This is a genomic window from Paenibacillus sp. FSL M8-0142 (genome assembly GCF_038597315.1).
Lineage (GTDB): Bacteria > Bacillota > Bacilli > Paenibacillales > Paenibacillaceae > Paenibacillus_AQ > Paenibacillus_AQ lactis.
Genome location: NZ_CP152008.1, coordinates 1,692,000 through 1,714,995, shown reverse-complemented (window position 1 = coordinate 1,714,995; position 22,996 = coordinate 1,692,000). Strand labels below are relative to the sequence as shown.

General features: G+C 52.1%; 19 protein-coding genes. 6 read left to right on the top strand and 13 right to left on the bottom strand.

Annotated elements, in window-relative coordinates; translation table 11 throughout:
- Positions 1-10: 10 nt before the first annotated feature.
- The 5 genes from NSQ46_RS08155 to NSQ46_RS08135 all read right to left on the bottom strand — a co-directional run bounded on the left by NSQ46_RS08155 (position 11) and on the right by NSQ46_RS08135 (position 7,665).
- Positions 11-892: a carbohydrate ABC transporter permease gene (locus NSQ46_RS08155; RefSeq protein ID WP_007127526.1), complete on the bottom strand. Its 882-nt coding sequence runs from the start codon at positions 890-892 to the stop codon at positions 11-13.
- Positions 893-910: 18 nt separating this feature from the next.
- Positions 911-1,828: an ABC transporter permease subunit gene (locus tag NSQ46_RS08150; RefSeq protein ID WP_034273048.1), complete on the bottom strand. Its 918-nt coding sequence runs from the start codon at positions 1,826-1,828 to the stop codon at positions 911-913.
- Between the two features lie 124 nt (positions 1,829-1,952).
- Positions 1,953-3,581, bottom strand: coding sequence for an extracellular solute-binding protein (locus tag NSQ46_RS08145; protein ID WP_007127524.1), 1,629 nt, complete (start codon positions 3,579-3,581; stop codon positions 1,953-1,955).
- 266 nt (positions 3,582-3,847) lie between these two features.
- A complete protein-coding gene (locus NSQ46_RS08140; RefSeq protein ID WP_342576612.1) occupies positions 3,848-6,139 on the bottom strand; it encodes an AraC family transcriptional regulator in 2,292 nt (763 codons plus the stop codon).
- A gap of 296 nt (positions 6,140-6,435) precedes the next feature.
- Positions 6,436-7,665 (bottom strand): DUF418 domain-containing protein, encoded by a 1,230-nt coding sequence (locus NSQ46_RS08135; RefSeq protein ID WP_342576611.1) that lies wholly within the window; start codon positions 7,663-7,665, stop codon positions 6,436-6,438.
- Positions 7,666-7,859: 194 nt separating this feature from the next.
- On the opposite strand from NSQ46_RS08135, the gene NSQ46_RS08130 reads away from it, so the two are divergent.
- A complete protein-coding gene (locus tag NSQ46_RS08130) occupies positions 7,860-8,558 on the top strand; it encodes a response regulator transcription factor (RefSeq protein WP_007127521.1) in 699 nt (232 codons plus the stop codon).
- Entirely contained in the window at positions 8,555-10,039 is a 1,485-nt protein-coding gene (locus NSQ46_RS08125) for a HAMP domain-containing sensor histidine kinase (RefSeq protein ID WP_144878841.1), read from the top strand. The genes NSQ46_RS08130 and NSQ46_RS08125 overlap by 4 nt, the downstream gene beginning before the upstream one ends.
- Positions 10,040-10,123: 84 nt before the next feature.
- On the opposite strand, the gene NSQ46_RS08120 is transcribed toward NSQ46_RS08125, so the two are convergent.
- The 3 genes from NSQ46_RS08120 to NSQ46_RS08110 all read right to left on the bottom strand — a co-directional run bounded on the left by NSQ46_RS08120 (position 10,124) and on the right by NSQ46_RS08110 (position 12,759).
- The gene (locus NSQ46_RS08120) at positions 10,124-10,513 is read right to left on the bottom strand and encodes a small multi-drug export protein (RefSeq protein WP_342576610.1); all 390 of its coding nucleotides are present in this window, start codon (positions 10,511-10,513) and stop codon (positions 10,124-10,126) included.
- Positions 10,514-10,639: 126 nt separating this feature from the next.
- On the bottom strand, positions 10,640-11,596 hold the full coding sequence (locus NSQ46_RS08115; protein WP_007127518.1) for an HD domain-containing protein: 957 nt from the start codon (positions 11,594-11,596) through the stop codon (positions 10,640-10,642).
- A gap of 242 nt (positions 11,597-11,838) precedes the next feature.
- Positions 11,839-12,759, bottom strand: a complete 921-nt coding sequence (locus tag NSQ46_RS08110; protein ID WP_144871174.1) for an aldo/keto reductase — start codon at positions 12,757-12,759, stop codon at positions 11,839-11,841.
- A 213-nt stretch (positions 12,760-12,972) separates the two neighbouring features.
- On the opposite strand from NSQ46_RS08110, the gene mgtE reads away from it, so the two are divergent.
- Positions 12,973-14,328: a magnesium transporter gene (gene mgtE / locus NSQ46_RS08105; RefSeq protein ID WP_144871172.1), complete on the top strand. Its 1,356-nt coding sequence runs from the start codon at positions 12,973-12,975 to the stop codon at positions 14,326-14,328.
- A 177-nt stretch (positions 14,329-14,505) separates the two neighbouring features.
- The gene (locus NSQ46_RS08100) at positions 14,506-15,498 is read left to right on the top strand and encodes a glycoside hydrolase family 43 protein (RefSeq protein ID WP_341342300.1); all 993 of its coding nucleotides are present in this window, start codon (positions 14,506-14,508) and stop codon (positions 15,496-15,498) included.
- A gap of 126 nt (positions 15,499-15,624) precedes the next feature.
- Here NSQ46_RS08100 and NSQ46_RS08095 read toward each other — a convergent pair whose 3' ends face one another.
- The 3 genes from NSQ46_RS08095 to NSQ46_RS08085 all read right to left on the bottom strand — a co-directional run bounded on the left by NSQ46_RS08095 (position 15,625) and on the right by NSQ46_RS08085 (position 17,256).
- The gene (locus tag NSQ46_RS08095; protein WP_007127514.1) at positions 15,625-16,263 is read right to left on the bottom strand and encodes an SdpI family protein; all 639 of its coding nucleotides are present in this window, start codon (positions 16,261-16,263) and stop codon (positions 15,625-15,627) included.
- Positions 16,247-16,531 carry an autorepressor SdpR family transcription factor gene (locus NSQ46_RS08090; protein ID WP_040737818.1) on the bottom strand — a complete coding sequence of 95 codons (285 nt, stop codon included), beginning with the start codon at positions 16,529-16,531 and terminating at the stop codon, positions 16,247-16,249. The genes NSQ46_RS08095 and NSQ46_RS08090 overlap by 17 nt, the downstream gene beginning before the upstream one ends.
- A gap of 203 nt (positions 16,532-16,734) precedes the next feature.
- Positions 16,735-17,256, bottom strand: coding sequence for a GNAT family N-acetyltransferase (locus NSQ46_RS08085; RefSeq protein WP_007127512.1), 522 nt, complete (start codon positions 17,254-17,256; stop codon positions 16,735-16,737).
- A 171-nt stretch (positions 17,257-17,427) separates the two neighbouring features.
- Here NSQ46_RS08085 and NSQ46_RS08080 point away from each other — a divergent pair, with 171 nt between their 5' ends.
- Entirely contained in the window at positions 17,428-18,588 is a 1,161-nt protein-coding gene (locus tag NSQ46_RS08080) for a lyase family protein (RefSeq protein ID WP_144871166.1), read from the top strand.
- A gap of 82 nt (positions 18,589-18,670) precedes the next feature.
- On the opposite strand, the gene rpoN is transcribed toward NSQ46_RS08080, so the two are convergent.
- Both rpoN and pruA read right to left on the bottom strand, forming a co-directional pair.
- The gene (gene rpoN / locus NSQ46_RS08075; protein ID WP_245256031.1) at positions 18,671-19,981 is read right to left on the bottom strand and encodes an RNA polymerase factor sigma-54; all 1,311 of its coding nucleotides are present in this window, start codon (positions 19,979-19,981) and stop codon (positions 18,671-18,673) included.
- Positions 19,982-20,115: 134 nt separating this feature from the next.
- Positions 20,116-21,663 (bottom strand): L-glutamate gamma-semialdehyde dehydrogenase, encoded by a 1,548-nt coding sequence (gene pruA / locus NSQ46_RS08070; protein WP_144878844.1) that lies wholly within the window; start codon positions 21,661-21,663, stop codon positions 20,116-20,118.
- A gap of 368 nt (positions 21,664-22,031) precedes the next feature.
- Between pruA and NSQ46_RS08065 the strand changes: the two genes are divergently transcribed.
- The gene (locus NSQ46_RS08065; protein WP_213613547.1) at positions 22,032-22,952 is read left to right on the top strand and encodes a proline dehydrogenase family protein; all 921 of its coding nucleotides are present in this window, start codon (positions 22,032-22,034) and stop codon (positions 22,950-22,952) included.
- Positions 22,953-22,996 lie beyond the last annotated feature (44 nt).

The following is a 22,996-nucleotide window of genomic DNA, read 5'->3' as shown; positions in this document are numbered from 1 at the left end:
GTTTCCCCTCCTATTCCTTAATCGCGCCGACCATGACGCCTTTGACGAAATATTTCTGCAAAAACGGATACAAGAACAGGATCGGCAGCGTTGCAACCATTACGGTTGCATACTTGATCGTCTGCGCCACGGGCATTCGGTCTCCCCCGCCAACCGAGGTCATCATGCTGTTCGTATCGTTCTGGACCAGAATCTCCCGCAAAATGAGCTGAAGCGGAAACAAATCCCGATCTCTCAAATAGATGAGCGCATCAAACCACTTATTCCAATGCCACACGCCATAGAACAGAATCATGACGGCCATCACCGGCATCGAGAGCGGGATGACCACCCGGCATAGAATCGTCCAGTCATTGGCCCCGTCGATGCGGGCCGCCTCCTCTAGCGATACCGGCACGCTTTGGAAAGCGGTCCGCATCACAATCAAATTCCAGGTGGTCATGGCACTCGGGATAATTAATGCCAAATAGGTATCCGTCAAGCCCAGTCCTTGAACGATCAAATACTTGGGAATGAGGCCACCGTCAAAGAACATCGTCAACACGATCAATATCATGATCAAGCTGCCCCACATCACGTTCCGGCGGGATAGCCCGTAAGCCCCGAGCGCAGTCATCACCATATTAAGCGTCGTTCCTGCGACGACATAGAACAACGTGTTCAGATAACTGTTTAGAATGTTCGGATTCTCAAACACCATTTTGTAGGAATCCAAGGAAAATCCGGCCGGCCACCACAAAATCCCCCGGTGCTGCACGAACTGGTTCGGATCGCTGATCGAAGCGAACAGCACGTAAACGATCGGGTACAGCGTAACGGCCGACAAGGTGAACAGCAGAACGACATTGGTTATATCAAACGCATGCTCGCCAAAGCTTTTTTTATGCACCATGCTGTCTGCCTCCTTCTACTACCACAGCTTCGTATCGGAATAGCGTTTGCTGATATAATTCGCTCCCAGCAGCAGCGCCATGTTAATGAGCGAATTAAACATGCCCACGGCTGCGGCGTAGCTGTAGCTCGCCTCCAATATCCCCTTGCGGTACACGTATGTGCCGATGACATCCGCCGTTTCGTACGTGGACGGATTGTACATCAACAGAATCTTCTCATCCTGTAAGACCATGAAGCTGCCGATCCGCAAGATGAACAAAATGATCACCGTCGGCATGATGCCGGGCAGCGTAATGCGGAGCATCTGCTTCCAGCGGCCGGCTCCGTCCACTTTAGCAGCCTCGTAAAGAGAAGGGTCGATGTTCGAGATTGCCGCCAGATATATGATCGAGCCCCAACCGACGCCCTGCCAAATCGCCGAAGTCGTAAAGAGCGTCCGGAACCATTCCGGCAGCCGCAGAAACGGGACCCCTTTCCCTCCAAAAAACTGGATGATCTGATTGATCAGTCCGTCCGTCGACATGAAATCGACCATCATCCCCACTACGACCACGACGGAAATAAAGTGGGGGATATAGGTGATGGATTGCACGGTCCGCTTAAAGAAGCGGCTTCGCACTTCATTTAGCATAAGCGCCAATAGGATGGAGGCGGGAAACACGAAGATCAGGTCATATAAGCCGAGTAACACCGTATTTCGCAATACCCGCTCAAAGAAAAAGCCGGTGAAAAAATCCTGAAAATGCTGAAAGCCTACCCATTCGCTATGCCAGATGCCTTTGCCCGGAGAAAAGTTCTTGAAGGCGATCTGAAGCCCGTACAGCGGCCCGTAATGAAAGATGGCATAAAAAGCCACGACGGGCAGCAGCATGAGGTAAATCAACCGATTGCGCTTGAAATCCTTCCTGACTCTTACGCCGAAGGGTTGGCTGATTCGGGCGGATGCTGCATCCTTCCTGCCTAACTCCACAGTTGTCCCTCCTTTATGCTATTTGCTAAGGTTGACCGGAGCCCATATATCGGTGCGGTCCCGGCTTCTTGATTCAAACAAGTCATTGTTAACGGCTGTTATAGCGGTCCAGCGCGGCCTGCTGAATGGCGACGGCCTCTTCGATTCCCATGCCTTTAATCGTTTCGACGAAGGCTTCGAATTGGTCGATCGGCTCCACGCCCATGATAAATTTGTTCAGCATTTCGTCGTAGTAGGTTTTCACATCGTTCATGATGGATGCGTACCGGGCCGATTCCTCTTCGTTCGGGGAAATGACCGGCATCAAGCGGTCGTTCTTGGCATTCATCCAGGCTTCGATGGCCGACGCTTGCTGCGGCAGCGAGGAATACTGCTCCATATACCTGCGATCCTGGACGAACGGACCGGAGTATCCGGCCATCGCATACTGCGCCAAGGCCTGCGCAATCGGAAGACTATCGTTTTTCGTGATTTGCTCGGTATACGTCGGGTACCCGTCAACCATCTCGTAGCTTTCTCCCTCGATGCCGAAGTTGAACAGCAGTGATCCTTCCTCCCCGTACTTGTAATCAAGCCATTTGACGGTGGCCTCCGGGTTCTGGTTTTTGGATGTGATGGCGGCGCCGTACCCCGTAAACGGAGAATCCTTCTGGCCCAGCGGCGGCGTCTCCCCCTTCTTCAAGGCCACGTTCGGCGCGCCGGCAAGATCAAAGCCGCCGCCCTTCCCTTCCATCATCTGCAGATAGCGGCCGATGCCGCTGCCCGTATAGCCGGTGAAGGCGCCCAGCGTGTTGTTCGTAATTTTGGCGTCCCACAGATTGGAGTCTCCTGAGAGATAATCCGGGTCGATCAGGCCTTCGGCATACCACCGGCTCATCGTTTGCAAAAATTCCTTGAATTCCGGCTGGATCGGACCGTATTTTACGACCCCGTCCACTTGGTAAAAGGAGTCGGTGATCCCCCATGCCCCCAGAAACGCCTTATTCATAGAGAGCTGACCCGGATCCAGGCGAAGCGGGATTTCATCGGCCTGTCCGTTCCCGTTCGGATCGTCGTTCTTGAAAGCGGTCAGAACCGTATGCCACTCTTCGATCGTTTCCGGCATGCCAAGTCCCAGCTTGTCCAGCCAATCCTGGCGGATGATCAGCCCGTTGTAGGTCAACAGGTAGTCGTCGCCCCGCAGAAACGGAAACACGTATATATTTCCGTCGTCCGAAGTAATCATTTTGCGATACTCCGGATTTTCGTCGAGCACCTTCTTTAAATTCGGGGCATGCTGATCAATAAGCTCATTGAGGCGAATCAGGGTGCCGTCTCCAATCAGCTTGTCGGGACCGCCCGAAACGGCGGACCAGTTGTGCTCGATCACGTCGGGCAGATCGCCGGACGATACCATGATGTTGAAGGAGTCCTGCTCCGATCCTGCCGGAGGGTGCTGGAACTGCACCTTGGTTCCCGTCATTTCCTCCAGCTTTTGATATGCCTTGATCTCACCGGCATTTTGAAGGGTTGCGGAAGCGTTGGAATTCAACGTTACCCAGTACGTCAGACTTTCCGGATAGCCGACCTCCTTCGGCGTCCCTTCCTGCTGCGTCTTGGCCGGATCGGCTTCGCCGTTTTGGTCGGAATCAGATTTGCCTCCACCTCCGCTGCAGCCCGTTAATGCCAATACAAATGACATTATTAGGGAAACAAATATGACATTTCGGTTTTTCATTTTAACTATTCCCCCTCCTCGTGTTCATCCTGCTAATATCGCTCCCCTTATCGGGTTCTCCTTGAATTTTAGGGAATGGTCGCGCTTTCGTACATTGCCAAAATTTCTAATACCGTTTACATTTCTTCAGAATGAAGACGCAATTTTTAATATTTCGTTTACAATGTTTACGAAATCGTTCTATAACCTTCACGTTATGTGATATTTATTAACTCACATGTAACAAATTAGAGTGCATAAACAGAAAACAAGCAGTTGCTAGACAACTACTTGTTTTCAACCAATGTTTTGTATTTCCCCGGCGTGATCCCTTCATGCTTTTTGAATACGCGGATGAATCCGACATCATTGTTGTATCCGACGAGGCGGGCGATTTGAGAAATGGTAATATCCGGGTCGCTCATCAGTTCCTTGGCCTTTCGAATGCGGATCTGGGCGAGATAGTCCGACATGTTCATGCCGCTGCTCTTCTTGAACAGCCCGGACAGATACTGAGGCGTAATGTGAAAATGCTCCGCAACCGCGGCCAGGCTCAGCATGGCGTCATCCGCGTTCTGCTCCAAATAGGCCTTGGCCTTATCCACGACCGCCGATGCATTGTTTACACGTTTCTTTCGCACCTGCTCGCAAACTTGTTGAAAGAGCGACAGCACAAAGGCATACATGTCCTCGACGCTATCCGCTTTGTTGATGACCTCCAGCGGTTTCAGCCCGGGTTCGAACAGATCCTCGTATTTTAGATTCAGGGCGTTCAAAAGCTTGAGCAGCGTGCTGAGCAGATTGGCGAACAGCAGTCTCGCCAGCTCCGGCTCCTTATGCTCCATCTCTAAATTGCTGCGGTATAGGTTTCCAATTAGCTGCTCGACCTTTTCCGTTTCCCCGTTCTTCACCGCGTGAATGATCTGAACCTCGGTGTCCACCGGGAAATCGTAGACCAGTCCCGACCTGTGCTTCATATCATCGTAGACGAGCACGGACCGGTTCTCCGTGAAAATGGAATAATCCAGCGCTTTCATGCTTTCGTCCATACATACGGGGACCTGTTCCATGCCCGGGTGGAGATCGCTCAAGGCAACGATCACGCCGGTCTCGAACTGCCCGCTGATCAGTTCCTGAATATTCCCCAGCCATTCGTACAGCGATGCTTTTTGATGGTGATCCTTCTCGGAAACATTGAGTACGACGGCAACCAGATCCTTGTCCAGCTCCACGCAATGAAAACAGTAAAGCGGGTGGTCTTCCACGAGCTTCCCTGTCAGAAAACGCATGATCGCCCAGACCCTCTCCGTCTTCTCCTGTTCCTCCGCTCCCATTCCGCACAGCTTGATCAACGCGACGCCAAAGTAAGCATGCCTGAACCCGATCTCCATGAATTCCAGCGAATGGTCCGATACCGCTTGGGCATCCACATGACCTTTCAGCAGCCGCTGCAGGAAGTGGGAGCGGATGACGGGCACCTGCTCCTTGAGCCTGTCGTTTATTGCATCCTTCTGGACAAAAGCATCCTTCACGGCAGTCTTGATGAATTCGTATTCGTTGCCGTAAGCGGAAGGGCTCGGCTGCTTTTTTTCCGAAATCAATCGGATGATTTCCCGCACCGGCTGATACGCCCGATAGGTTAAGAAGGCGCAGGCGCCGATCCCCCCGACTAAATAGATGAACAGCACGCTGAGCGCCCAGCTTTTGACGGTTCCTACCTTTCCCCAAAATACCTCATCCGGCACAGCGGACACATACTCCCACCCGCTGCGCGCGGAATGAGCCGACACGCTGATCGTGCTCGGATTCCCCTCCTGCATTGTCATAAGGCTCTCGCCGCTTCCCGTATGCAGCAAAACCTGCCCTTCAGCGTTCTTAATATAGATCGTCCCTTGATTCGACCGGGTGATTTCCTCCAGCCATGTATGAATTTGCCGTTTATCGATTAACATCACCAAGGCGCCTTCGGGAGCGCGTCTCTCGCCCGACGGCAACGAGTGAACATAGGTCAGCATTTCCGTTTTATCATTGGGCCGGCCGATGGGTTCCACCGGAAGAAATGAATTATAATGAGGAGCATTCAATATTTGGTCCTTCCACTGCTCATACGTCATGCCATTGTATGCGTAAAGCCTCGAATAGAACAAATGGGCACTCGTTTTCAGACCCGGCGTCAGAACGATGTCGCTGTTCCGGAAGTAGATGTACAGTTCGCGGACAAAGCTGTTGTTGTTTTTGTACCGCTGTATTTCCTCCATGAAATTGTAGAAGGCATAGTTCTCTTTGCCGTTCGTTATGCCATCCATGCTTAAAAGCGCTTTCATATCTGGATGGGACGTAATGTTGCGTGAAAGCTGGTACATCTCCTCTAGTTTGCTGTCAACAATCTGCTGCGCCTGCTGAATCAAAGCCTGGTTCAGCTTATTCGCGTTATCTACCATGACGCCCTCGATTCGATTATAGACTGCGGCAAAAACAAGCCCCGGAAAAAGCAAGATCAATAAGTACGACAGCAGCAAAGTCATAAACACTCTTCTGCGCATGAATCGTCTGTCACGCATCATTGCCGATCCTGCCATATCCCTCCACCTCCATCGTGTTATACCTAGCATCATAACGCAATCCTTTCAGGATCGCACAACTCATCTTAAATATTGATAATGCACTTTCAAATTATATAATACGATTTTCATGTTTAAACGAGCCTTCTGTCCTGTATACGGCTCCCTCTTGTTCCGATTAGCAAGAGCGGCAGTCAAACCGCCTCGAAGTCATTGAAGAGACTTCATGGGAACCCCCTCTAGCTTCGTATGGTCAAAAAAAGAGACTCCCGCCGCGAGGGACGAGGAGTCGTAAAATAACCCTGTTAAAGATTTTATAAGGTGCCGCGTTGCTGCCGGGGATGCGATACGTCTTGCCCGCTCCGCTTTACAGGGTTCCCCCAATAGGTGACCAGCCGCCACACATATTCCAATGGTCCGATTGGAAACCGTCTTAGCCACCATATACTGAACGCCGTTTGCAGGGCGAAGATGAACAACGCCAGCAGCATTTGCGCCGCGGGCGCGACCTTGCCGAACCACCCGAGCCCGTAGCCGTAGAAGATCAAACCGCAGAGGACGGATTGAAGCAAATAATTGGTAAACGCCATTTTTCCCGGGCGGGATAGTGCATTCAGCACGTTATTCCAGCGGCTGTTCTGGTATAAACGGGCGAATGCACCGATATAGGCCAGCGTCACCAGCGGCGCCCCCACGAACAGGGAGACCGCTTCGACCCAGGTCGGAAGCCCTTTTGCCAGCGACATCATCACTTGAAGCGGAAAACCGATGAGCGCCCCGAGCAAAATCAGTCTTGCTATAATCTTACGGTTTCCGTCCGCATCATGAAGAATCCGCTGTTTGCAGAAGTAAGCGCCCAGCAGGAACATCCCGAGAATTTGCGGATAAAAGACAAGCATGTTGAACAACGAGGCGATGTAATCATTGATGCGCTGAGCCGTGATCTGAAAAAACGTGCCCTCGCCGTAAATGGCCGCATCGCGTTCTTGAAAGTAAATCCCCATCCGATAGGCATCCGCTTGGCTTATCGGCTCGAACGCTTGGCTTCCGGCGCCGGGTGACAGCAGGCTGGCTCCCGTCAGCAGGACCGGAACAACCAGGAGCAGCGCCACCGACCAGATCAGCAGCGTACGCGGCTTACAGCGGTGAAACAGCAGCAGTACAAACCCCAGAATGGCGTAATGTGTCAGGATGTCGCCATACCAGATCAGCAGGCCGTGCAGCAGCCCGAACACCAGCAAGGCCAACAGCCTGCGCGTGTATATGCGATGAAACCGGCCTCCTTTCCTCCGGCTGCTCTCCTGCATTAACACCATGCCGAAGCCGAACAGAAAAGAAAAAATCAAGATGAATTTCCCGTCGATCAAGATGCCGCGCAGCAGCATCAGTCCTTGATCCAGCCATCCGTTCCATAATTCGACGCCGAAGGAGATCGTCTGGAGCGAGGTCGTAAAGAACGTAATATTGACTAAAAATATGCCGAATAACGCCAATCCCCTCAAACTGTCGATCTTCGTCAAGCGTTGTTGCGAATTCCTGTCCATTCATTTCCCTCCTTACCCATGTATTCCAAGGTTAAGGTACAATGATAAAGAATCTATAAAGTCCGCTATCCCGTTGCCGGATCTATGATTTTGGTTCAACGAACGGGGGATTCTTTATTCTTTCTTTAGAAAATTGATATAGACTATGAAGATCCTGATTCTCGCAGGTTTAGCGATTGGAGGAAAACAACGACATGAACCGATTAAACGAGACGATTCTGCTTGTCGACGACGAAGAGGACATCGTCTCATTTATACGCGACGCGCTTGAGCTCGACGGCTACCAAGTGCTGACTGCAGCGAGCGGGCAGGAGGCGCTGAGCCTATGTAAGCTTGAGCCTTCCTTGATCATCCTGGACGTAATGATGCCCGATATGAACGGCTTTGAGGTATGCCGCGTGCTCCGGGAAACGATGACCTGCCCGATCGTCTTTTTGAGCGCAAGCCAGAGCGAGGTAGACCGCATTCGGGGCTTGGCAGCCGGAGGGGACGATTATTTACTGAAGCCGTTCAGCATGGCTGAGCTGAAAGCGAGAGTTCACGCCCATCTCCGCCGGGAGCAGCGGATCCGCACGCAGAAGGAGCAGGGCATCCTCCGCTTTCCGCCTTTAACGGTCGATTGCCTCGGCCGAACCGTAACCTGCCGGGGGCAGGAGATCGTTTTGACGAACAAGGAATTCATGATTCTTGAGCTCCTCGCCATGCATCAGGGACAGGTTTTTACACGGGAGCAAATCTACGAGAAGCTGTGGGGATATGACGCAGAGGGCGATGACGCCACCATCACGGAGCATGTCAAAAAAATCCGCTCCAAGCTGGCCGCTGTATCCGAAGAAAGAACCTATATTCAAACCGTATGGGGCATCGGCTATAAATGGGAAGTGAAATCATGAAGGCGCGGTCAATCAAAAGCACCTTCGCCCGTCATTTCGCCTCCATCCTGACCTGCAGTTTGCTCGCAACGCTTGCAACGTGGGGGCTGCTTATAATTCTTCTCAACTATTTGTTCAACCAAGGCGTCCTGCTTCCGGCTAATCACTATGAAGCACAGATCCCTGCCATCTCTGAGTATGCGCGTACAAACGGCGAATCGATCATGAGCGGTCAGGGACAGGCTGAGCTTAAGCGACTCATCCCTTCCGAGGGGTTATCCTATAAGGTCATGGCTTTATCAGGCGAACCCTTGTACGGAAATCTCACGCTGGAGAAGGAGCACACCCAGCAGGACTTGGTGTCCCGATTAAATAAAACGGAAAGCGGCGTCAACCAAATCATTCAGAACATTCCGGTCCTATCGGACCGTGGCGAGCTGCTCGGAGCGCTGCTGGTCGGCTATTCGTTAAAGGTAAGCGCGGCGGATCCCTCGTTTAACCCGTTCATTCCTCTTGGAATGTTGGTTTTTTTCCTGACTCCGTTCCTATTCATCACCATCTTCACTTACCTGTTCGGCCGGCGGTTTAGCCGGAGCATCGGCGGGCCGCTTAAGCAGCTGCTTCAGGGAGCGGAACGGATTAAGGCCCGTGATTTGCAATTCGCCATGGACGGAAACTCTTCGGTGATCGAGGTCAACCAGCTGGCACACGCATTCGAGGACATGCGCAGGGAGCTTGCTCGCTCCATCGAGCGGGAATGGCAATTGGAGCAGGAGCGAAGCACGATGCTTGCCGCGCTGGCCCACGACCTGCGCACGCCGCTGACGATTATTCAGGGCCACGCCGAAAACTTGGAGCGGATGATCGGGGAGGAGCATGAGGAGAAACGGAACCGGTACGTTCAGGTGATCAAGCGCAATACATCGCGTGCCACGAATCTTTTGCAGGACATGAACGCGATCACCGAAATGGAACAGGTATCCTTTCGCTTGAATCCGGTTGCACTCGACATCGGGGAATTCATGGATGAGAAAAAAGCCGAATACGAGTCCTTATGCCATCATAAGAGCATCTCATTCCGAACGGAATTCAAGGATGAACGGACCGCCAAGGTTCCCGTCGTCTTCGATCCCGGTCGGATCATCCAAGTGCTGGACAATCTGATCGGGAACAGTATCCGGCATACGCCTGAAAACGGGACCATCATATGGCGTGTGGAAATTGCAGATACGCAGATCACGATGGAGGTTGCGGATAACGGCACCGGATTCGCCGAGCAACACCTGGAGCAGGTGTTCAAGCCGTTCTATCAAGGATCCGTCCGATCCGCCAGGCTAAAGGGCCACTCGGGGCTTGGCCTGTATATCGCCAAGCTGCTGGTTGGGCATCATGGCGGGAATATATCGGCCGGCAACCGGGTGAACGGCGGAGCCGTCATCCGGTTCTCCCTGCCGCTCGGAGGACTGCAGCCCTCCGGCGTACAGCAAAAGGACATCTCCTAAATCCGTACGGATTCTTGGGAAGATGTCCTTCTTCTTTCTTAATTTTAATAGGAAAATAGGATTTAAACGCTCTGCTAAAAAACGTTAGTTTGGATTGAAAATAGCCTCGATTCCGAGTTGAGTAAGGATGCCTACAATCGTTCCATATATCGCGATGCCTATGGCTGACGCTAAAAAAAGCCGCTTTCGATCCATGCCGATCATTTTTCCCGCAACTCCAATTCCCCATGAACCTAATAAAGGCGTTGCAATCAGAACGAGCGCAAATCCTCCGTTATTCAATTTTTTGCAGGCGTTGGAGCTTGCCAGTTTCATGAAATAGGTTTTAACTTTATCGAATTTGGTGAGCCGGTCATAAGAATAAGAAATAAACGGAATCACGAAAAAATTCCCGAGCCAGCACCAGAACACGGAAGAAACGATATCCAGCCCTAAACCTTTGGCAGCCGGGACCGCTATGAAAATTTCCAGCATAGGGAAGAACCCCATAAACCATGCGATTGCTGCCAACCAAATATAGTTGAGCAAAATGAAATCATCCCTTTATATCCTTCATCCCAAGCGATCATTTGATCACTTATAGCCCAAGTTGAGGGTTGGCTAGACCTTAAGCCGGTAGATCGCTTTATTGTCCAGCCCTCGTACCATCGGCGTCCACGGCTCGCTCTCGGCCGTCGTATCGAGCGCATCCTCTACCATCTGCAGCTTGGCGTCCAGCAGGTCGATATGATGAAGCGCGACCGCTTCGGCGGTCTGCGGCTGAACCGGGCTTCCCCACTCTCCCAGATTATGATGGGACAGGACCAAATGCTGCAATCCAAGAACGACCTCGGATTCGAGCGGAATATGATGCGCGACGGCGGCTTCGACGATCCAGTTGGACGCCAGGACGATATGTCCGATCAGCTTGCCTTGATTGCTGTAGTCCGTCACGATCCCCATCTGTGCAATCATCTCTTCGGGTTTCGCGATATCATGCAGAATAATGCCGGCCTTGATGAAATCCGGCTTCAGGAAAGGCCGCTGCCTGCATATGAAATCGCCAATCTCGAGCATGCGCACAATATGGTAGGCCAAACCGGCAAAATAGGCGTGGTGATAGGTTTTGGCAGCCGGATAATGCATCAGCTTCTCCTCCACCTTATCCACGCAATACTGCACGATCAGCTTGACTTCCGGATTCGAAATATCCTGGATTGCCAGCTTGATCGTATGCAGCAAATCAATGGGCCGTATGGGTGCAGCCCTGACAAAATCAGTGATCGATACCCCGTCCTCCTCGGTCGCTTTGCGAATCCGGCTGATTTTTACCTGAGGCTGATCCCGGTAGCTGAGGACAGTCCCCCGGATTTTGACCAGCTGCATCGGAAAGAACGTTTCCTTATCCTGAATCGACACGTCCCAATACTTGGCTGATATCTGGCCGCTCGAATCCGACAGGATGATGTCGAAATAGTCCTTCGGCGGCGTGCCGTTCGTTTGCCTGAGATTGAGCTCCTTCAATAAGTAAAATCCAACGAATTCGTCTTGTACGCTAAGTTGATTAATGGGCTTCATCTGGTTCCTCCCCGAAAATCTCGAGCTATATAAGATAACATAACTATAGCAAAATCTGTCGGTTAGCGTCTATCATCCCGTACTAGTCCCTCCAAAATGAATAGATTTATATACGAGCTGCGGGGGATGAATCCAGCAAAAAACACGCCTTTTCAGGCGTGTTTTTGCTTGCTTACTACCGGATCAACAAGTCACTTATCGCACCGTGACGGATCCGGTAATTCATATTCGATTTATCGTTATTATGATTTCCACGCTCCGGGATGATTGTCGCTGACCATATCCAGCTCTGCCGCTCTCGCATTCATCTCGACCTGCTCGACGCTCTTGCAGCCCGGAATGACACAGCTGACGGCCGGATGCTTCAAGCACCAGGCCAATGCCCATTCGGCCATTGGGACGCCCTCCGGCACTTCATTCCTATGAATCTCTTCCACAAGCTTCAGCTTGGCATTGATCTCGTCCTGATCACGGTTCTTGCGCACATTATCGCTGAATACCGTCCCCGGCTTGTACTTCCCGCTTAAGTACCCGCTTGCAAGCGGCACCCTCGCCAATACGCCGAGGTCCTGGCGTATGCATGATGGAAGAACCTCCTCCTCCGGCGCTTGATCGAGACGATTATAGACGACCTGAATGGCCTTGGCATTAAGCTCCTCGGCCTTGTCGGTTTGATACAGGTTCGTATTGCTTCCAATGGAAATTCCCAGATGACGTATCGTACCCGCCTGGACCTGCTTGTCCAGCATTGTCCACATATCGTCATTATTGAACACTGCATCTGATCCGGAGTGAAATTGATACAGGTCGATGTAATCCGTACGCAGTGCTTTAAGAGATTCCTCGAGCTGAATCCGGATCTGCTTCGCATCCCAGGCTTCCTCCCACTGCTCATGCCATCTATGGCCAAACTTGGAGGCGATCACCCAATCCTCACGGCGGTCACGCGACAAGAAATCGCCGATAAATTTTTCGGACATATGATGCGGTCCGTAACATTCTGCAGTATCCAACAAATTAATGCCGAGCTCCTTCGCACGGGTTAAGATGGCGTCGACTTCCTTTTGGTTGAAGTCCTTTCCCCAATCACCGCCAAATTGCCATGTTCCTACGCCGACTACCGATACCTTCAGTTCCGTTTTGCCGAGACGTCTGTACTTCATACCCTCACCCCTACTCATTAATTCGTGCGCCTATATTCTATTTGAATTTGAAACCGCTTGCAACTCCTGGCACGGACTCTCTCCCGGCAGTGGTCCTGTTTCTTTCGGCCGGTTGCTGCACCTGGACTGTTTAAGAACAAGTCGTGATGGTGAACCCTATAATACGTAATCTTTTCATTATCATCTGGATGGAATGAAAGGGGAATTCTTGTTGTGAATGCTCGAACTCTGGAGCAATGGATACCGGACATTAAAGAGAGCCTGAAAGCCAGTACCTCAACCGATTTTCAGAGAATCATCGATGAGTTTCTCCCCTATGATCTGGCAAGGATCCATAGCCAGCTCAGCGATATGGAGCAAGCCCGCTTTCTGCAGTTTCTGAACGAGGAGCAGCTTGCCGATATGATTCAGGAGATGGAGCACGACCAGCAAATTGATGTTTTGGGTCGACTGGACCAAGAGAAAACCGCCCTCATCCTGGATCTCATGGACAATGACGATTTGGCCATTTTGCTCGATGAACTGTCACAAGAGCAAAAAGAAGAGCTGATGAGGGGCATGCGTGACGAGGAATCGCAATTCGTCCAGAACATCATGAAATTCCCGCCGGAAACAGCGGGACGCATCATGACCAACAGATATGTTTGGATCCCCCAGCACTATACCGTCTCCGATGTCGTACAGAAGCTGAAGGCCTTTGTCTCCATCGCCGAAACCATTAACTATTTGTATGTGATCGATCAGGAGCGAAAACTAGTGGGGGTCGTGTCCTATCGCTCCCTCATCCTTGCGGAACCCGGTGAAACCATCGTGGAGATTATGAACGGCCGCGTGCTGTCCGTGCCTGTCGATGCGGATCAGGAGGAGGTTGCGCAGCTTATTCAAAAATATGACCTTGTAGCTATTCCGGTCGTTGAATCAGACGGAACGCTGGTCGGGATCATTACCGTTGATGATATTCTCGACGTTATCGTCAGGGAAGCCGACGAGGATATTCAGAAGATGAATGCTACCGGAGGCAAATCCATCGATTTCAATACGAAGGCCGTTAACGCGGCTGCGCGGCGATTGCCTTGGCTGATTCTGCTGCTCTTCATCGGACTGATCTCGGGGACGATCATTTCCGTATTCGAGCAAACCCTTGAACAGGTTGTCGCCCTGGCCTTCTTCATGCCGATGATTGCGGGCATGACCGGGAACACGGGAACCCAGTCGCTGGCCGTCATCATTCGAGGCCTGGCAACGAAGGAGCTGTCCAGACCGGTTGTCGTCCGGCTGCTGGCTCGCGAGCTTAAGGTAGGCATAATGATCGGGGTGATTTGCGGCATTTTCATTGCAGTGATCGCGTACATCTGGCAGGGAAATTTATATCTGGGACTGGTTGTCGGCAGCTCGCTCATTGCTACGCTCATCGTCGGCACCATGGCCGGAACGGTCATACCGCTTATCCTGTTCAAGCTTCGCGTCGATCCGGCTGTCGCTTCGGGCCCGCTGATTACGACGATTAACGATATTTTGTCCCTGATTATCTATTTTGGCATCGCCACGCTGTTCCTGTCTTATCTTTAAAGATTAACATCACATTGATTCTGCTCGTCGCCAATGGGTCGGGACGATATTCCTCCTTCTTCCGAGAAGACCTAAAATTTTTAGGTATAATACCTAATTTTCTTAGGTGTTTTGGTTCCTTCGGCTTTGCTACAATAATATAAACGCTTACATGCAAAGATGAAGGAGGATATCCAAATGACCAAGCCTGTACAGCCGAACGAACCGATCGTAACCCATATCTACACAGCCGACCCTTCCGCCCATGTATTTGAAGGGAAGCTTTATATTTATCCGTCCCATGATCTTGATCATGACAATACGTCCAATGATAACGGTGACCAGTACGATATGGAGGACTACCATGTATTTTCGCTGGAGGATGTGAATGCGCCTTGCGTGGATCACGGTGAAGTGCTTCATGTCAAGGATGTGCCCTGGGCGCAAAAACAAATGTGGGCGCCGGATGCCGCCTACAAAAACAACACCTATTACCTGTACTTTCCGGCCAGAGATCACGAGGGGATCTTCCGGATCGGCGTAGCTACCAGCTCCTCCCCTTCCGGACCGTTTACGCCGGAGCCCGATTATATTCCAGGAAGCTTCAGCATCGATCCCGCCGTGTTCGTGGACGATGACGACCGGGCTTATATGTATTTCGGAGGTCTATGGGGCGGCCAGCTGGAGAAATGGCAGAGCGGCACATTCGTCCCGGATGCGGAAGGACCGGCCGCCGATGCGCCGGCGTTAGGGCCGCGCGTGGCCGAGCTTAGCGACGATATGCTGACATTCAAAGCCGCGCCGCAGGAAATTTCAATCGTTGACGAGAACGGGAAGCCGATTCCGGCAGGCGATGAAGACCGCAGATATTTCGAAGGCCCGTGGATGCATAAATACAACGGCACTTATTACTTGTCGTACTCGACAGGCTCCACCCACAAGATCGTATACGCGACGAGTCAAAGCCCGACTGGCCCGTTCGAGTACAAAGGAACGATCCTTACGCCGGTTCTCGGCTGGACGACCCATCATTCGATCGTGGAATTTAAAAATAAATGGTACCTGTTCTATCATGACAGCTCCCTGTCCGGCGGTGCGGACAATAAGCGCAGCGTGAAGTTCACCGAGCTGAAGTACAACGAGGACGGAACCATTCAAACGATCGATCCTTACGGTAACGAAAACCGTTGACCGCAGGTTAACGAGCCATCCATTAACGATCGAGCCGTTTGCCGCTGGCCGGCACGCGGCGGATAAAAAATGGGATAAGCCCGGTTATTTCCGGTCTTATCCTATTTGCTTTTAAAATCCGTCGCTTTACACCCCTCTTTTATATAGGGAAAAAGAGTAAATTGCCGGTACAAAGACAATCAGCACGATAATCGGTAATGTGACATAGATTCCCTGGATATCCAGGAACGCCACTGCCATCAAGAGCAATCCGCCCACCATCCACACATACCCTGCAAAACGATGCGTCCGATTCCAGTTATCCTGACTGTTCAAGGTCCATGGAAGCTTGATGCCCACGGTATAATTCTGCTTGCTCTTCGGCAAGTAGTTTCCGATGATGACAAACAGCAGCCCCACTAGTGCAGGCACGAAGGTATCAATCGGAATATCGGCGCCCATCGCTTTAAATAACGTGACAGGCGTCAGGATGCACGACAAAACGGGAATGGACCAATATCCGAACATTCTTAATGCAGGTGCTGCATTCATTCGCTTCGGATCGTGATTGAGCGCAACATTTACGATCACATTCATCACGGCCAACATGAGCGGCAGAACGAAGGCCGCAACCGCCTTCGATGCATAATTGTCGGGATTGCCGGCCGCATCCCAGTGAATGGCCAGCCGATCCGGCAGCCGATCGTACAGGGTGACCGACAAGATGATTGGCAGCAAGCACAGCAGCGTGGTCAAAATAAGCACGGATTTATTCTTTTTTTCCATCCTCTTTACCTCCATTGAACTGTGAGAACCACAGCATGATTTCCTCAATAACCGAAACATTGATTTCGTAGTAAATATAGTTCTTATATTTCGTTTCCGAGATAAGTCCCGCCTTCTTCAATTGGGACAGATGATACGAGATCGTTGCGCCCGTCATGTCAAAGTGCTGGCCGATTTCACCTGCCGACATCTTCCCTTTGCGGAGCATGATCAAGATTTCCCTCCTAACGGGATCTGACAGCGCCTTGAAGGTTTCCGGAAAACCCAATGTGCTTCACCTGTTTCTATTTAGAATTTCTTCTAAATACATTATCTCTCAGTTCGGAGCGGATTTCAAGATCTATTTAGAAATTTTTCTAAATTCAATTCAATATTCAATGCTTCGAAGTTTGAGGCAGCCCATGAAAAAAAAAAAAACGGGGCCGCCCCCCATCGTGCACCCCGCTTAGCTGTTTATCATTATAGAAAAATCTACTCCACGCGCTCTGAAAATACCTTCTCGAATACCGGGAAGCTGGCCGTTTTGCCCGGATAATTCACCTCGCCCCGCTCCTCGTAGCCAAGCCCGCGATACAGCTTCAATGCCGCCGTATTTTTGTTGTAGGTATCCAGCCGGATGCTGGTGTACCCTTCACGGACCGCATAGTTTTCGGCAAATTCAATCAGCTTGCGGGCAACCCCTTGGCCTTGCGCTTGTGGATCGACGGCAAGCCGATGCATCATCAGATGCGGCCCCTCCGTCTGCTTCCAATCGATCCTCCCGTACTGCTCATCCTGATGCTCATCCAGGACAACGATGCCAAGAATCCGCTCATTCCCTTCTGCTACGAACAGCGTCCCCCGCTGCAGATCCTCTCCGATCACGTCCCGGTTCGGATACTGCTCGTCCCATTGATCGCTTCCGCCTGCCTGCATGACTTTGACGCAGCGGGCGATCAGCGCCATAATCTCTTGCAGCTCGTCCCTGCGCCCTGTTCGAATTTCAATACTCATCTCATGCACCTACTATCGTGGTTTTTCCATCAGTTTACTAAACATTGGGCAGGGATAGCAATTTGCTGCCCGATGAACAAATGATCGGACAAGGCCAATATGGCGGTTGGCACGAAAATTGCTTGTTAACATCATAAGAAATGACGACACAACATTTTCGAAAGGGATGAGATGATGATCAGAATTGAACGGGACAAGACCGGGCCGGTTGAGGTGCCGTCCCATGCCTACTACGGTGTCCAGACGATGCGGGCTGCCGGGCAATATCCGAAGGTGAATGCCCCCGTCCATGGCCAGTTTATTAAAGCTTTGGCCTGCGTCAAAAGTGCAGCAGTCCGTGCAGGTATCGATCAAGAGATCGTGCCCGGACGAATCGGAAATCTCATCATGAAGGCGGCCGATGAAATCAAGGAAGGAAAGCATTCGGAGCAGTTTATTGCAGGTTATATCCATGGTTCATCAAGCCATCTTTTGAATGTGAATTTAAACGAGGTGCTTGCCAACCGGGCACTGGAGCTGATGCTTGAGGATAAAGGAAACTACGACCTGATCGATCCGGACCTTCACGTAAACGGCCCTCATTCGGCCGACTGGATCCTTTCAACATCGCTGAATGTCGCCGCCCATCAGCTAACGCACAAGCTGGTCTCAGCCACCGAGGGACTAAAATATCGGTTATGGATGGCAAAAGAACGCCTCGAGGGACAGCGCCAGGGCAATTCCACGGATCCCGTTATGAACGTACCGGCGCGGCTGACCCGGACTTTCGGGGAATCCGCGAAGCAGCTGCAGCTGGATGCAGCACGGCTGGCCGAAGCCGCCTCCCGATTCAAGAGGATCCGTATCGATTCGGCACGGGATGCCGTCATGCCCCAAGCAAATCGCGAATTAACGGAGCGGACCGTCTCTTATTTGAGGCATATGACGCGCATTGAGTTTTTTGCGGCGAGCCGCTGGGACGCTTCATCCGGCAGCAAGAGCGTCTATGCAGACCTGTCATCGGTTCTGAAAACGTTGGCCGTAAATCTCTTCAAGCTCTGCAGCGATATTCGGAACGCCGCTTCCTTGAAAGGCTCGGCTACGAGCCCTGAGAGCCGCCGCTTCCATGAATCGGCCGGGTTTCTGCATCAGATCTGCGTTCTGGTTATCGGTTATGACCATATCATCAGCCTAGCGGAGGAGGCCGGAATACCGGACGAAGAAACCGTGCCTCCGATAATCTTCTATCATGTGCTGGAGTCGCTTGATATCATGATGAAAGGAATCGATTCGTTTGCGGGCTCGCTGACACAAGAGCAGGACGATGCCGATCCAGCGGGCATACGGCGGTAATGAGGCATCCGTTTTTCGCTTTAAGGAAGGCGGAGTCAAAATAAGGGTGCCCTCGGATACATCACTCCGAGGGCACCCTTTTCTATCTGCGTTTGCGAAAGGCGGAGGGCATAATCTGCATTTGCTCCCGATACTTCGCAACCGTTCTGCGCGACAGCCGGATTCCCTCCGCGCCCAGTACATCGGCAATATGCTGATCCGAGCAGGGACAGTTCTTATCTTCGTTGTCGATGAGCTCCTTGATTCGCGCTTTCACGCTTCGGGAGGATATCCCTCTCCCGCCAATGGTTGATAATCCGGTTGAGAAAAAATATTTCAAGGGAAGCACGCCGTGCGGCGTAAGCACAAATTTCCCCTGCACCGCCCGGCTGACGGTCGATTCATGCACATTCAGCTTGGCCGAGATCGTATTCATCTTCATCGGGGCAATGCCCCTGATTCCTTCTGCCAGAAACCTTCGCTGCTCCTCCATAATGGCCATCACGACCCTCATCAGCGTCCGGTTCCTCTTCTCCACGCTCCGAACCAACCAGCGTGCGGATCGGACGCAGACGTTCAAATATGAAGAGGCTTCGGCGGATCCCCGCAGCATCACCCAATCCCTGGAGGAGCTGTTAATGGAGAGCTTGGGGAGATTCGCCGGATGCATCGACACCGTGAAGCCATCCCCATGGCTTTCGACGATCGCATCCGGGATGATGTACTGCGTCTCTATTGCGGCAAACGCCAGCCCGGGACGCGGATTCAAGCCGCGAATATAATCCGATGCCGTCCTTGCCTTCTCCATCGGGATGTGCAAGGCCGCGGCAACCTTCCCCAGCTTCCCATTTGCCAGCTCAGGCAAGTACCGGTCTGCGATTTCATAGGCATACGGGGGAGCCGCTGAATCTCTCACGATCTGGAGCAGCAGGCATTCCCGTAAATCCCTGCAGCCGACCCCGGCCGGCTCCAATGATTGCAATGCCTCAAGCGCGGTCCGAAGGAGCTCCTCCGATATGCCTAGCTTTCGTCTAACTTCGATGACCGGGAGATCCAGATAGCCGCCATCATTTAAGTTGCCCGCCATAAATGCCGCAATTCGGTATACCTCCTTCGGGAGGGAGAGAAGACGCAGCTGGCTCCTCAGCCTTGACTCCAGCGTGTCCTGCGCCTGCCTTGCGTTCCGTAATGGGTCCAGCTCGTGCCCGTTGACGATTGCGGCCCTGCTGCTACGGCCGTACACGTCGAAATCCCGGCCGAATTCCAGTTCAAGGACCGGATTTTCGGCTTCCTGCTCCTGCAAGTACCGGATCAGGTCTTCGGCGGACATGGTTAATATATGAATCGATTGCTTCAGTTCAGGAGTTATTGCCAGCTTCGTGCTTTGGTCTTGCACCAATTGATAGCCCAGCAACAGGTTCTCCTCCTTCCGCAGGCTCTCTTCCAAGTCATGTAACTGCTCTCTCTTGACTATACTCAAAAACATTCCAATTGAACATCATGATGTGGTGTCTAATTTTTTAGACGATATGACCGGAGTTCATCTGCTTAGAAGCGCTCGGCTACCAGCTTCGCCTGGGTAAACAACAGCAGATAATCCCGGCCGCCGGCCTTCGAGTCCGTACCCGACATATTGAATCCGCCAAACGGATGCGTTCCGACCAATGCGCCAGTGCATTTGCGGTTGAAATACAGATTGCCGACGAAAAACTCGCGTCTTGCCTTCTCCAAATTCGCCCCGCTGCGCGAAATAACGGCTCCGGTTAAGCCATAATCCGTATTATTGGCGAACGCCAGCGCCTCATCGAAGGATTGCGCCTTCGTGAACGCAACCACCGGACCGAATATTTCTTCCCGCGAGATCCGGGCATTCGGGTCCACATCCGCAAAAATCGTAGGCTCGATAAAGAATCCGTTCGGATCTCCGGTGCCGCCCCCAAGAACCAGGCGACCTTCCTGTTTTCCGATTTCGATATACTCCTGAATTTTCAGATAAGCCTTCTCATCGATCACGGGACCTACATCCGTTCCGGCAGCCGAAGGCGCACCTATCGTGAGCCGGCTTGCCCGCTCCGCCACCCGCTCCAGGACGGTATCGTAGACCTTCTCATGGACGATGACTCTGGAACAAGCCGAGCACTTCTGGCCGGAGAAACCGAAGGCGGACAGCGTAATGGCGTCCACCGCCAGATCGAGATCGGCATCCTGGTCGACGATGATCGCATCCTTGCCGCCCATTTCCGCAACGACGCGTTTGATCCATTTCTGTCCAGGCTGGGTCTTCGCTGCCCGTTCGTTAATGCGGAGTCCTACATCGCGGGAACCCGTAAAGCTGACAAAACGGGTCAGCGGATGGTCAACAAGATAATCGCCGACCTCGCCGCCCGGTCCGGGTACAAAATTGACAACGCCCGCCGGCAGTCCCACCTCTTCGAGCAGCGCCATAAATTTCGCGGCGATGACAGGCGTCGGACTCGCCGGCTTCAAGACGACGGTATTCCCGGCAACAACGGCAGCCATCGTCATGCCTGCCATAATCGCCAGCGGAAAGTTCCATGGCGGAATGATGACGCCTACGCCTAAAGGCAGATAATACAGCTCGTTCTCTTCTTCCTGGCTGACCGTCAATGGCTGCGGCTGGCTGAGCCGCTGCATCTCGCGCCCGTAAAACTCCAGGAAATCGATCGCCTCCGCCGTTTCAACATCCGCTTCCACCCGGGTCTTCCCGGCCTCAATCGTCATCAAGGCGGAAAATTCATGTCTGCGCCGGCGCAAAATAGCCGCTGCACGGAACAAGTAACGCGCACGCTCACTCGGATCGGTCCGCTTCCAAGTCTCAAAAGCAGCCGCAGCGGCTTGGATGGCCTGCTCCGCATATTGTACGTCCGCCTGCGATACGATACCGACCACCTGAGCTTTATTTGCCGGATTAATGGAAGCGGCCTTGGTCTCCGTCATGATGCGCTCGCCTCCGATGATCAGCGGATACGCTTTGCCAAGCCCCGCCTCCGTCTGCTCGAGCACGCGGTCATATTCCGCATTGTTGCGCTCATCCTTGAAGTTGACAAACGACTCGTTCCTGAATTCGGTTCTCATAAACGTTAACCACCCTTTCACATGTGTTGTGGAATCGCCAAATCCTGTTCCACCGGTCTTATAGAGGTTGTTCAAAAAGTCCGCTTTTGATCACGAAGCGAATCAGGAAGCAGCTCGGCATCGAATCTTGAATTCAGCCGGGCCTTCCGGTGCTCACGTACCCAAAACGTACGCTCCGCTCCTCAGTCCCTAGCTTCATCCAACCTTCTCGGTGCTGAAAATCGACCTTTTTGAACACGCACTTATAGGATAATAAGCAAATATCATGCCAACGGTGCTTGTTTTTTCGTCTGGAACGTTTTTTGCTTGCGGTCATCCAGTAAAGATTCATTGCGTCAGCAATGACAGCCTGAAAGGAGAAATCAAACGTGGACAGTATCGAACTCTATCGAAAGGTATTGTTATCGGTTTCCGGCAATAAACTGGTGGAGCATCTTGCCCTTCGGTACGGCCGTAAATTAGCAGCAAAATTCATTGCAGGCAGCAGCTTGGAGGAAGCGCTGGACGAAATCGAGAGGTTGAACGGAAACGGGATCATGGTCACATTGGATCATCTGGGGGAGGGAATCAAGCAATTATCGGAGGCTGCAGGCTACAGGGAGGAATATGTACGCTTAATCAACGGGATCGCCAGACGGAAGGTAAACTCCAATGTATCGTTAAAGCCGACGCAGATGGGCTTGGCCCTGGACCCGGAAGCCTGCTACAGCAATATTCGGGACGTCGTCGCCGAGGCTAAACAGCATAACAACTTCGTACGGATCGATATGGAGGATTCGCCCTATACGCAAGCGACCATTGATATCGTCCTTCGCCTTCACGGGGAAGGATTGACCAACGTCGGGACCGTGATTCAAGCCTACTTGCTGCGTTCCCGGGAAGACGTGAAGCAATTGATCAAAGCGGGCGTAAACCTCAGGCTTGTGAAAGGAGCTTATAAGGAGCCGGCATCCGTTGCCTATCAGCAAATGAGCGAAGTGATCGACAACTTCAAAACGCTCATTCAAATGCATCTTGACCAAGGCGTGTACACCGCCATCGCCTCGCATGATGACCGCATCATCAATTGGGTCAAGGAATACGCGCATAAGAACGGCATCAAGGCAAGCGCCTTTGAATTCCAGATGCTGTACGGCCTGCGGATGAGCGACCAGGCGCAGTTGGCAAGGGAGGGCTACCGGATCCGCTGCTATATGCCGTACGGCAGCATGTGGTACCCGTATTACACCCGGCGCTTGGCGGAAAAGCCTGCGAATCTATGGATGGTCGTCAAAAATATGTTCAAGTGATTTACACTGAAAAACAGGCTCGGTATAATGGCCCTAACATGAGT

Bases quoted from the DNA above. Each gene is read 5' to 3' on its own strand.
- NSQ46_RS08135 (WP_342576611.1), bottom strand. From the start codon at position 7,665: ATGGACAGGAATTCGCAACAACGCTTGACGAAGATCGACAGTTTGAGG.
- NSQ46_RS08120 (WP_342576610.1), bottom strand. From the start codon at position 10,513: ATGCTGGAAATTTTCATAGCGGTCCCGGCTGCCAAAGGTTTAGGGCTG.
- NSQ46_RS08130 (WP_007127521.1), top strand. From the start codon at position 7,860: ATGAACCGATTAAACGAGACGATTCTGCTTGTCGACGACGAAGAGGAC.
- NSQ46_RS08080 (WP_144871166.1), top strand. From the start codon at position 17,428: ATGATGATCAGAATTGAACGGGACAAGACCGGGCCGGTTGAGGTGCCG.
- NSQ46_RS08085 (WP_007127512.1), bottom strand. From the start codon at position 17,256: ATGAGTATTGAAATTCGAACAGGGCGCAGGGACGAGCTGCAAGAGATT.
- NSQ46_RS08115 (WP_007127518.1), bottom strand. From the start codon at position 11,596: ATGAAGCCCATTAATCAACTTAGCGTACAAGACGAATTCGTTGGATTT.
- NSQ46_RS08125 (WP_144878841.1), top strand. From the start codon at position 8,555: ATGAAGGCGCGGTCAATCAAAAGCACCTTCGCCCGTCATTTCGCCTCC.
- pruA (WP_144878844.1), bottom strand. From the start codon at position 21,663: ATGAGAACCGAATTCAGGAACGAGTCGTTTGTCAACTTCAAGGATGAG.
- NSQ46_RS08140 (WP_342576612.1), bottom strand. From the start codon at position 6,139: ATGGCAGGATCGGCAATGATGCGTGACAGACGATTCATGCGCAGAAGA.
- NSQ46_RS08110 (WP_144871174.1), bottom strand. From the start codon at position 12,759: ATGAAGTACAGACGTCTCGGCAAAACGGAACTGAAGGTATCGGTAGTC.
- NSQ46_RS08145 (WP_007127524.1), bottom strand. From the start codon at position 3,581: ATGAAAAACCGAAATGTCATATTTGTTTCCCTAATAATGTCATTTGTA.
- NSQ46_RS08155 (WP_007127526.1), bottom strand. From the start codon at position 892: ATGGTGCATAAAAAAAGCTTTGGCGAGCATGCGTTTGATATAACCAAT.
- NSQ46_RS08100 (WP_341342300.1), top strand. From the start codon at position 14,506: ATGACCAAGCCTGTACAGCCGAACGAACCGATCGTAACCCATATCTAC.
- NSQ46_RS08095 (WP_007127514.1), bottom strand. From the start codon at position 16,263: ATGGAAAAAAAGAATAAATCCGTGCTTATTTTGACCACGCTGCTGTGC.